We start from the raw sequence: 13529 nt of genomic DNA on the forward strand, positions 1-13529 counted from the left end.
TCCTTCGTTGTGGCGCCGTGACCCGCGGGATTACTGCCCGCTCAGCACCCTTGCCGGATCGATGTTGCTCGCCCGGCGCGCCGGATACCAGCTCGCCAGCAGGCTCAACAGCAACGCCGTCACCAGCACGTACACCACATCCAGCGGATGGAGTTCCGACGGCAGGAAGTCGATAAAGTAGATATCCCCCGACAGGAACTGATGGCCGATAAGCTTCTCAATACCGTTGATAATCGGCGTCAGCTGCAACGAAACAATGACGCCAATTACCGCACCGCAGAGGCTGCCAAACAGCCCCGCCAGCAGACCGTACCAGACGAAAATCGCCCGGATCAAGCCATCTTTCGCCCCCAGCGTACGCAGCACGGCGATATCACCGCTCTTATCTTTCACCGCCATTACCAGCGTTGAGACGATGTTGAAGCAGGCGACGCCAATCACCAGCACCATCGCCAGATACATAATCGCGCGGATCATCTGGATATCGCGGTACATGTAGCCATATTTGCCGATCCAGCTTTTGATATAGACATAGCTGTTAGTTACTTCGCCCGCGTCGCGCACCAGCTTTTGGGCGTTGAACACGTCGTTCACTTTAATGGCGATGCCGGTGACGCTGCTGCCCATATCGAGATAGTTCTGCGCATCCGCCAGCGGGATCATCGCGTAGTTGTGATCGAGCTGGCCGCTCAGTTGCAGAATACCGGTGACGTGCAGGCGCACGCGTTTTGGCTGCAATAATTTATGCGCATCGTCAGAGTTGGGGATCATGATCGAGACCCAATCGCCCTGCTTCACTTTCAGGGCGTCTGCCACCCCTTTGCCGAGGATGATCTGCTGGGAACCTGCGCTAAACCCTTTCCACGCATCGCCCTGCACAAACTTCGGCAGCGCGCTGAGCTGCATCTCCTGCGCCGGATCAACGCCTTTAACCTGAATAGCGCGCAGGTTCGCCCCGCTCTCCACCAGCCCGGTAAAGTTGATATAGGGCGCGGCAGCGGCGATACCCGGCACCTTTTGCACTTTGCCGAGCACCGTTTGCCAGCCATTCCACGGCTGATTCACCGGCTCGATTTCGCCATGCGGCACCACCGCCAGAATGCGGTTGTTCAACTCGCGCTCAAAGCCGTTCATCGCGCTTAAGCCCACAATCAGCACGGCTACACCGAGCGCAATGCCGACGGTGGAGATAACCGAGATCAGCGACACCATGCCGCTACGGCGACGGCCGCGGCTAAAGCGCAGGCCGATTAATAATGACAGCGGGGATGCCATTACTCAGCCCCCATCAGGGTCAGGTCGGTTTTCAGATGGCCGTCGCGCATCTCCAGCTGGCGGTTCATGCGCTTCGCCAGTTGCAGATCGTGGGTGACCACCAGAAAAGCGGTGCCCTGGGCGCGGTTCAGCTCGCCGAGCAGTTCGAAGATGCTGTCGGCGTTACGGGCATCGAGGTTGCCGGTCGGTTCATCCGCCAGCACCAGACGCGGGTTGTTAACCAGCGCGCGGGCAATAGCGACGCGCTGACGCTCACCGCCGGAGAGTTCAGACGGGCGGTGGCTGGCGCGGTGCTCCAGGCCAACGGCGCGCAGCATCTCGCGGGCGCGGGTGTCGATTTCGGCCGGTTTTTTCTTGCCGATCAGCAGCGGCATCGCCACGTTTTCCAGCGCGGTAAAGTCCGGCAGCAGGTGGTGGAACTGGTAGATAAAGCCCAGCTCGCGGTTGCGCAGCTCGGCCTTCGCGGTAGAGGAGAGTTTGCTCATCGGGCGGTCGCCAAAGATGACGTCGCCGGAGGTTGGCGTATCCAGCCCGCCGAGCAGGTGCAGGAGCGTACTTTTCCCGGAGCCGGAGCTGCCGACAATCGCCATCAGCTCCCCTTCCGCCATGCTGAAGCTGACATTGTGCAGCACATCGGTCTGCACGCTGCCTTCCTGATAGCGTTTGCACAGGTTGTCGCATTGCAACAGGATCTTATTCATAACGTAAAGCCTCAGCGGGTTGAGTGGCGGCAGCGCGCCAGGAAGGGTAAAGCGTCGAAAGTAGCGCAATGGCCATCGCCACCAGCGCAATGCCAACCACCTGCAGCGGATCGATCGCCACCGGCAGCGCCGCGCCGTCGAGCAGCGCGCCTATAATCGGCATTAAATTATTTAACTGGCTGGCCAAAAGCGCGCCTAGCCCGGCACCAAGCAGCGCGCCGATAATCCCGGCGCTGGCACCCTGCACCATAAACACCGCCATAATCTGGCGCGGCGTTAAGCCCTGGGTTTGCAGAATGGCAACCTCGCCCTGCTTCTCCATTACCATCAGGCCGAGTGAGGTGATGATGTTAAAGGCGGCGACGGCAACGATCAGGCTCAGCAGCAGCCCCATCATATTCTTCTCCATGCGCACGGCCTGGAAGAGCTCGCCTTTGCGATCGCGCCAGTCATGCCACTGGGTGCCTTCCGGCAGCGTTTGCTGGCTGAGCACATCCACTTTCAGCGGCTCATTGAGCCATAAACGCCAGCCGGTGATATTGCCCGCCGGGTAGCGCATCAGGCGCGAGGCGTCGTCGATATTGACCAGCATCTGGTACTCGTCCACTTCGCTGTTGGCGGCGAAGGTGCCCACCACCGTGAAGAGGCGCTGGCTCGGCAGACGCCCCATCGGGGTGAACTGGCTGGCGGAGGGGACCATCACGCGGATTTGGTCGCCGCGGGTAACGCCCAGCTGGCTGGCCAACTGTTCGCCGAGAATGATGTTGTATTTGCCCGCCTGCAGCTGGTTTTGCTGCACGTTGACTAAAAACGGCGTCAGCGGATCTTTCTGCGCCGGATCGATACCGAGCATCACGCCAACCGCAACGCTGCGCGCGCTTTGTAGCACTACATCGCCGGTGGTCAGCGGCGCAATGCGCGATACGCCCTGCAGTTTGACGCTGCTGGCCGGAAGCTGTTGCGGGTTGAGCGAGCCTTTTTGGGTCGTCAGAGTAGCCTGGGGCATCAGCCCGAGGATGTTGTTTTGCAGTTCGCGCTCGAAGCCGTTCATCACCGATAACACCGTCACCAGCGCCATAACGCCCAGGGTGATGCCAATGGTTGACAGCCAGGAGACAAAGCGGCCAAAGCGGTCCGCCGCGCGTCCACGCATATAGCGTAGACCTATGAAGAGAGTGACAGGCTGATACATGAAATCCGTCTGGTTGCTGTGAGCAGAGTCAGGAGTATATAAGCGAAAGGTGAGAGCGTAAATGCGTGATACCGTAAGAATTCATCGGATTAATGTCAAAAAGCTTCGAGAAATCAAATCGCTACTTTTGCCGGAGCGCGTGTTATGGGCGGGTAAATTACCAGGCTGTCAATTTTTCACCCTCCACTTATTCCGAAAATGAATATATCCAGACTCTTTCCCGTTACATTCAGCGTTTGTATGGCCAGGATCGTTTGCCGGGATTATGGCAATAACAGGCACAGAACGAATGAAACAGAAAACATTATGGATAAACCAGATAAAAGGACTTTGCATTTGCCTGGTGGTGATTTACCACTCGGTTATAACCTTTTATCCACACCTCTCGGTCTTCCAGCATCCCTGGTCAGAAACGCTTTCTAAGTGCTGGATCTACTTCAATCTCTATCTCGCGCCGTTCCGTATGCCAGTGTTCTTTTTTATCTCCGGCTTTCTGATCCGCCGCTATATCGATGATGTGCCATGGAAAGACACCATCGATAAACGGATCTGGAGCATTGTCTATGTGCTGGCGCTGTGGGGCGTATTGCAATGGGTGGGCTTAAGCCACCTTAACGACTGGCTGGCGCCGGAGCGCGATCTCAGCAACTCCTCAAACGCTGCTTACGCCGACAGCTGGCACGGCTTTTTAATCGGTATGCTGACCGCCACCACCAGCCTCTGGTACCTCTACGCGTTAGTGGTCTACTTCACGCTGTGTAAACTGCTCAGCCGCTGGAAAGTGCCGATGCTGGCGTTGATGATTGTGGCAAGCCTGGCGATTAACTACCTGCCGCTGCCGTGGTGGGGAATGAACAGCGTCGTGCGCAATATGATCTTTTACAGCCTCGGTGCCTGGTACGGTATGCAGGTGATGGAGTTTGTTAAAACCGTCTCGCTGCGCCGCTACGCCCTGCTGTTTGCTGTCGCCGTGGTGGTGGCGTTTGGGCTGTGGATGTTTAATATGCCGCTGCCGCTCTGCCTGCTGTCGATTGTCGGTATCATGCGCCTCTTCCAGGAGATGGAGAAACGCTTCCCGCCGAGCGAGAAGAGCCTGCTCAATGTCGTCGGCTCCAATACGCTGGCGATCTACACCACCCACCGCATTCTGGTCGAGGGGTTCAGCCTGGCGCTGATCAAACCGCTTAACGCTGGTGTCTGGCCGCCTGCGGTCGAGCTGGCGGTGCTGATTGCCTATCCGGCGGCGGTGCTGCTGATCTGTACGCTGGTCGGGCTGATGGTGCGCAAACTCTCCTCCGCGCTGTTTGGCGATCTCTTTTTTACCCCGCCAACAAAGCACCTTTCGGCGGCGACAGCACGCTGACAGGGCGATTTCTTGGCTAAACTCACCTAATCACACATAATCCTCGTATTGCGTATCAAGGATATGCCCCCATAACGGGGGTATATCCATAATGAGATCTTCATATCCCCATGCCTGAACAATACCGTTATTCCCTGCCGTCAAAAGCGGGTGACCAGCGCCAGTTTGGCGAGCTTACCGGCGCGGCCTGCGCCACCGAAGTGGCAGAAATCATTGAACGACACGCCGGTCCGGTTGTGCTTATCGCCCCGGATATGCAGAACGCGCTGCGTTTACATGATGAGATTAGCCAGTTTACCGACAACCTGGTGATGAACCTCGCGGACTGGGAAACGCTGCCCTACGACAGCTTTTCGCCGCACCAGGAGATTGTCTCCTCCCGTCTCTCCACCCTTTACCAGCTGCCTGCGATGCAGCGCGGCGTGCTGATTGTCTCAGTCAATACGCTGATGCAGCGCGTCTGCCCGCACAGCTATCTGCACGGTCACGCGCTGGTGATGAAAAAGGGGCAACGTCTGTCACGGGATCAGCTGCGTACGCAGCTTGATAGCGCCGGTTACCGCCATGTCGATCAGGTGATGGAGCACGGCGAATATGCCACTCGCGGCGCGCTGCTCGACCTCTTCCCGATGGGCAGCAGCCAGCCTTACCGCCTCGACTTTTTCGATGATGAGATCGACAGCCTGCGTCTGTTTGATGCCGATACCCAGCGCACGCTCGAAGAGGTGGAGGCGATTAACCTGCTTCCGGCCCATGAGTTTCCGACCGATAAGACCGCCATCGAGCTTTTCCGCAGCCAGTGGCGCGATAAGTTCGAGGTGAAGCGTGACGCGGAGCATATCTATCAGCAGGTGAGCAAAGGCACCCTGCCCGCCGGGATCGAATACTGGCAGCCGCTCTTTTTCAGCGAACCGCTGCCGCCGCTGTTCAGCTACTTCCCGGCGAATACGCTGCTGGTGAATACCGGCGATCTGGAAGCCAGCGCCGAGCGTTTCCAGCAAGATGCGCAGGCACGCTATGAGAACCGCGGCGTTGATCCGATGCGCCCGCTGCTGCCGCCCGAGGCGCTGTGGCTGCGGGTTGATGCGCTGTTCAGCGAACTGAAAAAATGGCCGCGCATTCAACTCAAAACCGAGCAGGTGGCGGATAAAGCGGGCCAGATTAACCTCGGTTACCAGAGCCTGCCGGATCTCTCAGTACAGGCGCAGCAGAAATCGCCGCTGGATAACCTGCGCAAATTCCTTGAGTCCTTCAGCGGCCCGGTGGTCTTTTCCGTCGAGAGCGAGGGGCGTCGCGAAGCGCTGCTCGAACTGCTGGCGCGCATCAAAGTTGCGCCAAAGCGCGCTCTGCGTCTGGATGATGCCAGCGCGCCGGGCGCGTGGCTGATGATCGGTGCCGCCGAGCGCGGGTTTATTGATACGCTGCGTAACCGGGCGCTGATTTGCGAAGGCGATCTGCTGGGCGAGCGCGTTGCGCGCCGCCGCCAGGATACGCGCCGCACCATCAACCCGGATACGCTGATCCGCAACCTGGCGGAGCTGCATGACGGCCAGCCGGTGGTGCACTTTGAGCACGGCGTTGGTCGCTATGCCGGGATGACGACGCTGGAAGCGGGCGGCATCACCGCAGAGTACCTGATGCTGACCTATGCCAACGACGCCAAACTCTATGTCCCGGTCTCGTCGCTCCATCTCATCAGCCGCTATGCCGGTGGCGCGGAGGATAACGCCCCGCTGCATAAACTGGGCAGCGATGCCTGGACGCGCGCGCGGCAAAAAGCGGCGGAGAAGGTGCGCGACGTGGCGGCGGAACTGCTGGATATTTACGCCCAGCGCGCGGCGAAGTCGGGCTTCGCGTTTAAACACGATCGCGAACAATACCAGCTCTTTTGCGACGGTTTCCCCTTCGAAACCACCCCGGATCAGGCCCAGGCCATTAATGCCGTGCTGAGCGATATGTGCCAGCCATTAGCGATGGATCGGCTGGTGTGCGGCGATGTTGGCTTCGGTAAAACCGAAGTGGCGATGCGCGCCGCCTTCCTTGCTATCGAGAACAATAAGCAGGTGGCAGTGCTGGTGCCGACCACCCTGCTCGCCCAGCAGCACTTCGATAATTTCCGCGACCGCTTTGCCAACTGGCCGGTGCGCATCGAGATGCTGTCGCGTTTTCGCAGCGCCAAAGAGCAGGCGCAGATCCTTGAGCAGGCCGCCGAAGGGAAGATCGATATTCTGATCGGCACGCATAAACTGCTGCAAAGCGATGTGAAAATGAAGGATTTGGGGCTGCTGATCGTCGATGAGGAGCACCGTTTCGGCGTGCGGCATAAAGAGCGCATTAAAGCGATGCGCGCCGATGTTGATATCCTGACGCTCACCGCAACGCCGATCCCGCGCACGCTGAATATGGCGATGAGCGGCATGCGCGATCTGTCGATTATTGCGACACCTCCCGCGCGCCGTCTGGCGGTGAAAACCTTTGTTCGCGAATATGACAACCTGGTGGTGCGCGAGGCGATCCTGCGTGAGGTGCTGCGCGGCGGCCAGGTTTACTACCTCTATAACGATGTAGAGAACATCCAGAAAGCGGCCGACCGGCTGGCGGAGCTGGTGCCGGAAGCGCGTATCGCCATTGGTCACGGCCAGATGCGCGAGCGCGAGCTGGAGCGGGTGATGAATGATTTCCACCATCAACGGTTTAACGTGCTGGTTTGCACCACCATTATCGAAACCGGGATCGATATTCCGACCGCCAATACCATCATCATTGAGCGCGCCGACCACTTTGGCCTTGCACAGTTGCACCAGCTGCGCGGTCGCGTTGGACGTTCGCATCACCAGGCCTATGCCTGGCTGCTGACGCCACATCCGAAGGCGATGACTACCGATGCGCAAAAACGTCTCGAAGCGATTGCGTCGCTGGAGGATCTGGGCGCTGGCTTTGCGCTGGCGACTCACGATCTGGAGATCCGTGGCGCGGGCGAACTGCTCGGTGAGGATCAGAGCGGGCAGATGGAGACCATCGGTTTCTCGCTCTATATGGAGCTGCTGGAGAATGCCGTCGATGCCCTGAAAGAGGGTCGCGAGCCGTCGCTGGAGGATCTGACCAGCCAGCAAACGGAGGTGGAGCTGCGCATGCCTGCCCTGCTGCCGGATGATTTCATTCCTGATGTGAATACGCGCCTGTCGTTCTATAAGCGCATCGCCAGCGCGAAAGATGAAAATGCGCTGGAGGAGATCAAGGTGGAGCTGATTGACCGCTTTGGCCTGTTGCCTGACGCGGCGCGTAATCTGCTTGATATCGCCATGTTGCGCCAGCAGGCGCAGAAACTGGGGATCCGCAAACTGGAGGGGAATGATAAAGGCGGCTTGATTGAGTTTAACGAGAAGAACCACGTTAACCCGGCGTGGTTGATTGGCTTGTTGCAGAAGCAGCCGCAGCATTTCCGCCTCGATGGCCCGACGCGGCTGAAGTTTTTCCAGGAGTTGAGCGAGCGTAAAACCCGCATGGAGTGGGTGCGCAACTTTATGCAGCAGCTGGCGGAGAACGCCGTCGCCTGACGGCGGGTTAGCGCCTCTGCGCGCTTTTTGCCGGATGGCGGCGCTGCCTTATCCGGCCTACGGGGTCGTGCCCTTTTGTAGGTCTGATAAGTATGGTTTTGTAGGCCTGATAAGCGTAGCGCCATCAGGCATGTTTTTGGGAGCAAGAGTCGAACACCCCGCCCGCTTTTTGCCGGATGGCGGCGTTGCCTTATCCGGCCTACGGGGTCGTGCCCTTTTGTAGGCCTGATAAGCGTAGCGCCATCAGGCATGTTTCCGCGAGCCAGCGTTAAACATCCTGCCCGCTTTTTGCCGGATGGCGGCGTACCGCCTTATCCGGCCTACGAACACGATGTTTCCCCCCTCATCCGCGTCTTTTTTTGTAATATTTACAAATGCTTTGCAATAACCAGGGTTTCCCGACGAACCCGATGAGCATAATCCTATTGAGTAGTCTTATAGAAATAACCTTATGATTTACATGGATTATGATCATGTGCAAAATGTCGCGCTTCGCTCACTGGATGACGCTGTTCGCCGTCGCCGCTACGCTTATCTTTACCCTTCCCGCCCGGGCGAATACCTGGCCGCTGCCGCCTGCGGGCAGTAAGCTGGTGGGCGAAAACCGTTTCCATATCGTTGAGAACGATGGCGGTTCGCTGGAAGCAATCGCCAAAAAGTATGACGTTGGCTTCCTCGCGCTGTTACAGGCTAACCCCGGTATCGACCCCTTCGTGCCGCGCGCAGGCAGCGTTGTCACCATCCCGCTGCAAACGCTGCTGCCTGATGTCCCGCGCAGAGGGATTGTGATTAACCTTGCCGAGCTACGTCTCTACTACTATCCCCCCGGAAAAAACGAGGTCACCATCTACCCGATTGGCATTGGTCAACTGGGCGGCGATACGCTAACGCCGACGATGGTCACCACCGTTTCTGATAAACGGGCTAACCCGACCTGGACGCCGACCGCCAATATCCGTGCCCGCTACAAAGCCCGCGGGATTGATCTGCCGTCGGTGATGCCAGCCGGGCCGGATAACCCGATGGGCCATCATGCGATTCGCCTCGCCGCTTTTGGCGGCGTTTACCTGCTGCACGGCACCAATGCTGATTTTGGCATCGGGATGCGCGTCAGCTCCGGCTGTATTCGCCTGCGGGATAGCGATATTGCTGCGCTGTTTGCTGCAATCAGCCCCGGCACGCCGGTGAATATCATCAATACGCCGATCAAAGCCTCCGTCGAGCCAGATGGCACGCGGCTGGTGGAGGTGCATCAGCCGCTCTCCGAATCGATCGATGACGATCCGAAAACACTGCCGATCCCGCTCAATGCGGCGATGAAGACGTTTCAGGCTGAAAGCGATGCGGCGGTGATGGCGCAGGCCATTGAGCTGCGTTCGGGTATGCCGGTGGACGTGACCCAGCATGCGCAAGAGAGTATGCAGGCGATGTAACGCCCGCGCATAAACAAAAGGCCCTGCACAGTGTGCAGGGCCTTTTTTATTGCAGTGGCGCAGCTCGAGGGTGGTGAACTTATTTGTAAAGCACTGCGGTACCGTGCAGGCGATCGGAGCCGGTCACGGAGGTGATGCGGTAAGAGGACGCGCCCAGCTGTTCGGCTTTCTCAGCCACTTTTTTCTCAACGGATGCGAGGTTAGTGCTGCCGGTCACGCCAATGGCGGTCAGCTCCTGCTGCCCGGCTGGTGCAGACTGCACCTCAACGGCGGCAAAGCTGGCAAATGAGAGAGTACTTAAAACAGCGGCGGTAAACAGCGTGTTGATGGTTTTCATAATGATTGTCCTGATGCAGGTGAACGGAGGTCGTTAGCATTAAGTTAACGATCGATAGGGAAATCATAAGTGTGATCTATATCACCCGTCAATATTTTTTTATAACGCTCATTAACTAATTTAAATAGTTCTTAATTTTCATAAGCATATGATTTATTAATATGTGCGGTTTTGCGGCTGGTCATTCACCAGGATTATTTTTATAATGGGTATTCAACAAACCAACAAAGAAGCGGCGATATGACCAGTGAAGTCAGCAGTTGTACGAAAAAAAGCCGTGGCCGACCGAAAGTGTTCGACAGGGAAGCGGCGCTCGATAAAGCCATGACGCTATTCTGGCAGCATGGCTATGAAGCCACATCACTCTCCGATCTGGTAGAAGCAACCGGGGCGAAAGCGCCGACGCTCTACGCAGAGTTCACCAATAAAGAGGGACTGTTTCGCGCGGTCCTCGATCGCTATATCGCCCGTTTTGCCAGGCAGCATGAAGCATTGCTGGAGTGCCAGGAGAAGCCGGTGGAACAAGCGTTGCTGGACTATTTCTCTGCCATCGCCCGATGTTTTACCAGCACCGATACGCCCGCGGGCTGCTTTATGATTAACACCTCCGCGACGCTTGCCGCCTCGTCGCAGGAGATTGCGAAAACGATTAAAACGCGTCATGCCCGCCAGGAGGAGACATTGCAGCACTTCCTCGCGCAGCGGCAGGCGAAAGGCGAGATCCCGGCAGGTGTTGATATCACCTCCCTTGCGCAGTTTCTTGGCTGCATCTTGCAGGGCATGTCCATCAGCGCCCGCGAAGGCGCAAGCCTTGAAAAGTTACTGCAAATTACCCGCACCACCCTGCGCCTGTGGCCAGATTTGATCAAAGCGTAATAAAAAAATGAGACGGATTTCCGTCTCATTTCCTCTCTGTGATAGTGATTACACAATTCAACAATAGGTAAAATCTATCAGCCATTTCCCTGCCTTTGCTATGCTTAATTGTGATTATTGCGTCGCTAATCATTGTCGGCGGCAATATAAAACAATAAGTATCTTATTACAGACGTAACTATTTCCCTTGCTCTCACTCTACGCGTAGTACCGATCGTTTTTTTATGAGGATAAAGGGTCTTTTACTGACTAATCACATGCAGAAGGAAATGGAAATGATTTTGCTATTACCATTCATCAAAGTGTTAATAGTAATTACATTGTTATTTGGTCTGTGGGTCTTGCTGGGTGGCTCCGTACTGTTTGCATTTGTCTCTGTCCTCATTACCGGATTGCTGGTTGTTCGCCAACAAGACTTTATTTAATAACGAAAAAGCCTCGCATCGCGCGAGGCTTTTTTATGGCAAAAAAAGGCTCCTCAGCCTGAGCGATGAGGAGCCAATATGCAGAGTACTGCTTTTTTATGCTTTGTTATTCAGGATCAGCTGACCGTTGTTATCCAGCGGGATCTGCGTGCCAGGATCTTTATCCATGCGGATTTTCCCCTGCTGGTCGCCGATTTTATAGGTCACGTCATAACCGAGCATTTTTTCCGATTTGTCATAGACGGTGCTGCAACGCTGCTGAGTGGTCGTGTAGGTGTCCCTCTCCTGCATCCCGCCCTGAATCTGGTTGCCGGCATAGCCGCCGCCTAACGCGCCGACTACGGTCGCCACATCGCGTCCGCGCCCGCCGCCAAACTGATGGCCAAGCACACCGCCCGCTACCGCACCCAATACGGAACCGGTAATACGGTTCTCATCCTGCACCGGACGACGATGCGTTACCGTGACATTGCGACACGCCTCGCGCGGCGTTTTCACCGTCTCTTTGATCGGCGTGGCTGAAACCACCTGCGCATATTGCGGCCCGCGATCGAAAACATTGAGGCTGGCGACTGCGGCAACGCCCAGTGCAGCGGCCACGCCAATACCGATACCCGCTAACATTGATTTATTCACAGGATTCTCTCCCTGGTTGGCTATTGGTAACAATTTTGCAATGGTGCAAGAGGGCAGCCAATCAGAAATCGCGCAAAAATAGGGGTTCGGCAGGTGAAAGCGGAGTTATTCAGAGTTGTCCGAGCGCTAAAGGCACATCAGGCAGAGGGATATGCTGCTCCCGCGCCAAATGGCGGAGAGCAGCAGAAGGATCAGTGGAGCTTAAGGCGCGGGCGGATTACGCGGTTGATACTGCCCACCACCATCATTAGCCCGGTTTTAAAGTAACCGTGCAGCGCCACCTGGTGCATACGGTAGAGCGAGATATAGACGAAGCGCGCAATACGCCCCTCTACCATCATCGAGCCGCGCATCAGGTTACCCATCAGGCTACCGACCGTGGAGAAGTTAGAAAGCGACACCAGCGAGCCGTGATCTTTATAGACGTAATTCTTCAGGGGCTTGCCTTTGATCTGCGCGAGGATGTTATGCAGCGCAAGGTTTGCCATCTGGTGCGCAGCCTGGGCGCGCGGCGGCACAAAACCACCCTCCGGACGCGCGCAGGAGGCGCAGTCGCCAATCGCGTAGATATCCGGGTCGCGCGTGGTTTGCAGCGTCTGCTCCACCACCAGCTGGTTGATGCGGTTAGTCTCCAGGCCGCCAATCTCTTTCATAAAGTCCGGCGCTTTGATGCCTGCGGCCCACACCATCAGATCGGCCTGAATATACTCACCCTCTTTGGTGTGCAGCCCGCCCTCATCGGCGCTGGTGACCATTGTCTGCGTGAGAACACGCACGCCCATTTTGGTCAGCTCATTGTGCGCAGCGCCCGAAATACGCGGCGGCAGCGCAGGCAGAATACGCTCGCCGGCTTCCACCAGCGTTACGTTCAGCGCCTCGTTAGTCAGCCCTTTATAACCGTAGCTGTGCAGCTGTTTAACCGCGTTATGCAGTTCAGCTGACAGCTCGACGCCCGTTGCCCCGCCGCCGACAATAGCGATATTCACTTTGCCATTTGCGCCAAGGTTAGCGGAATATTTCAGGAACAGGTTGAGCATCTCCTGATGGAAACGACGCGCCTGGTGCGGGTTGTCGAGGAAGATGCAGTGCTCTTTCACGCCCGGGGTGTTGAAGTCGTTAGAGGTGCTGCCCAGCGCCATTACCAGCGTGTCATACGCCAGCTTGCGCTCCGGCACCAGCAGATCGCCCTTCTCGTCACGCAGTTCAGCCAGCGTCAGGGTTTTGCTTTCGCGGTTGATGTCGATAACGGAACCAAGCTGGAACTGGAAATGGTGATTACGCGCGTGCGCCAGATAGCTCAGGGCATCGACGCCTTCATCGAGGGAGCCGGTCGCCACTTCATGCAGCAGGGGTTTCCATAAATGGCTGTGATTGCGATCCACCAGGGTGATTTTCGCTTTTTTACCGCGCCCCAGCTTCTTTCCTAACTGCGTTGCCAGCTCAAGCCCGCCAGCACCACCGCCTACAATCACGATTTTTTTCAATGGTGTAGTCAAAGTGACCCCCTAAAATATTAACCAATTGTTAACTAAAAGTTATAAAAATAGCCCTTAATTAACAACGGTTTACGCGCTGGCAACCATGCATTGACCACGAGAATATCACGAACGGTTCAATGGTCATACCAAAATTGATGTACATCAAGTTTTGCTGCCGCAAAGATGAGCAAGTGTAGACGTAGCGGCGCAAATTACGCGCTAAAAAGGCGGAAAAAGGGTGCTGCGGCAGGGGGAA

The 13529-nt window shown here is 56.7% G+C and carries 10 protein-coding genes; 4 read left to right on the forward strand and 6 right to left on the reverse strand.

All coding sequences use genetic code 11. The annotated features are described in order from the left end of the window. Window positions 1-30: 30 nt before the first annotated feature. Genes lolE through lolC form a run of 3 tightly spaced genes read right to left on the reverse strand, consistent with a single transcriptional unit; the run spans window position 31 to window position 3168 of the window. Window positions 31-1275, reverse strand: a complete 1245-nt coding sequence (gene lolE, locus EH164_RS13660; RefSeq protein ID WP_124968635.1) for a lipoprotein-releasing ABC transporter permease subunit LolE — start codon at window positions 1273-1275, stop codon at window positions 31-33. Beyond that, a complete protein-coding gene (lolD, locus tag EH164_RS13665) occupies window positions 1275-1976 on the reverse strand; it encodes a lipoprotein-releasing ABC transporter ATP-binding protein LolD (protein WP_023481855.1) in 702 nt (233 codons plus the stop codon). Before lolD ends, lolE begins: the two co-directional genes overlap by 1 nt. Then, a complete protein-coding gene (lolC, locus tag EH164_RS13670; RefSeq protein WP_124968637.1) occupies window positions 1969-3168 on the reverse strand; it encodes a lipoprotein-releasing ABC transporter permease subunit LolC in 1200 nt (399 codons plus the stop codon). The genes lolD and lolC overlap by 8 nt, the downstream gene beginning before the upstream one ends. Window positions 3169-3457: 289 nt before the next feature. Here lolC and EH164_RS13675 point away from each other — a divergent pair, with 289 nt between their 5' ends. The 3 genes from EH164_RS13675 to EH164_RS13685 all read left to right on the forward strand — a co-directional run bounded on the left by EH164_RS13675 (window position 3458) and on the right by EH164_RS13685 (window position 9521). After that, window positions 3458-4531: an acyltransferase family protein gene (locus EH164_RS13675; RefSeq protein WP_124968639.1), complete on the forward strand. Its 1074-nt coding sequence runs from the start codon at window positions 3458-3460 to the stop codon at window positions 4529-4531. A 110-nt stretch (window positions 4532-4641) separates the two neighbouring features. Beyond that, the gene (gene mfd, locus EH164_RS13680) at window positions 4642-8088 is read left to right on the forward strand and encodes a transcription-repair coupling factor (protein ID WP_124968641.1); all 3447 of its coding nucleotides are present in this window, start codon (window positions 4642-4644) and stop codon (window positions 8086-8088) included. A 473-nt stretch (window positions 8089-8561) separates the two neighbouring features. Further along, window positions 8562-9521 carry a L,D-transpeptidase family protein gene (locus EH164_RS13685; RefSeq protein WP_124968643.1) on the forward strand — a complete coding sequence of 320 codons (960 nt, stop codon included), beginning with the start codon at window positions 8562-8564 and terminating at the stop codon, window positions 9519-9521. A 79-nt stretch (window positions 9522-9600) separates the two neighbouring features. On the opposite strand, the gene EH164_RS13690 is transcribed toward EH164_RS13685, so the two are convergent. Beyond that, entirely contained in the window at window positions 9601-9858 is a 258-nt protein-coding gene (locus tag EH164_RS13690; protein ID WP_042715368.1) for a YdgH/BhsA/McbA-like domain containing protein, read from the reverse strand. Window positions 9859-10098: 240 nt separating this feature from the next. On the opposite strand from EH164_RS13690, the gene EH164_RS13695 reads away from it, so the two are divergent. Next, the gene (locus tag EH164_RS13695) at window positions 10099-10734 is read left to right on the forward strand and encodes a TetR/AcrR family transcriptional regulator (protein WP_124968645.1); all 636 of its coding nucleotides are present in this window, start codon (window positions 10099-10101) and stop codon (window positions 10732-10734) included. Window positions 10735-11255: 521 nt separating this feature from the next. Here the strand turns inward: EH164_RS13695 and EH164_RS13700 are convergent. Beyond that, window positions 11256-11795, reverse strand: a complete 540-nt coding sequence (locus EH164_RS13700; protein ID WP_023481678.1) for a glycine zipper 2TM domain-containing protein — start codon at window positions 11793-11795, stop codon at window positions 11256-11258. Between the two features lie 191 nt (window positions 11796-11986). After that, entirely contained in the window at window positions 11987-13291 is a 1305-nt protein-coding gene (locus tag EH164_RS13705; protein ID WP_124968647.1) for an NAD(P)/FAD-dependent oxidoreductase, read from the reverse strand. Window positions 13292-13529 lie beyond the last annotated feature (238 nt).

The sequence above is a fragment of the Kosakonia sp. CCTCC M2018092 genome, assembly GCF_003864115.1.
Lineage (GTDB): Bacteria > Pseudomonadota > Gammaproteobacteria > Enterobacterales > Enterobacteriaceae > Kosakonia > Kosakonia cowanii.

Bases quoted from the DNA above. Each gene is read 5' to 3' on its own strand.
- lolC (WP_124968637.1), bottom strand. From the start codon at position 3,168: ATGTATCAGCCTGTCACTCTCTTCATAGGTCTACGCTATATGCGTGGA.
- EH164_RS13690 (WP_042715368.1), bottom strand. From the start codon at position 9,858: ATGAAAACCATCAACACGCTGTTTACCGCCGCTGTTTTAAGTACTCTC.
- EH164_RS13695 (WP_124968645.1), top strand. From the start codon at position 10,099: ATGACCAGTGAAGTCAGCAGTTGTACGAAAAAAAGCCGTGGCCGACCG.
- mfd (WP_124968641.1), top strand. From the start codon at position 4,642: ATGCCTGAACAATACCGTTATTCCCTGCCGTCAAAAGCGGGTGACCAG.
- EH164_RS13685 (WP_124968643.1), top strand. From the start codon at position 8,562: ATGTGCAAAATGTCGCGCTTCGCTCACTGGATGACGCTGTTCGCCGTC.
- EH164_RS13675 (WP_124968639.1), top strand. From the start codon at position 3,458: ATGAAACAGAAAACATTATGGATAAACCAGATAAAAGGACTTTGCATT.
- lolD (WP_023481855.1), bottom strand. From the start codon at position 1,976: ATGAATAAGATCCTGTTGCAATGCGACAACCTGTGCAAACGCTATCAG.
- lolE (WP_124968635.1), bottom strand. From the start codon at position 1,275: ATGGCATCCCCGCTGTCATTATTAATCGGCCTGCGCTTTAGCCGCGGC.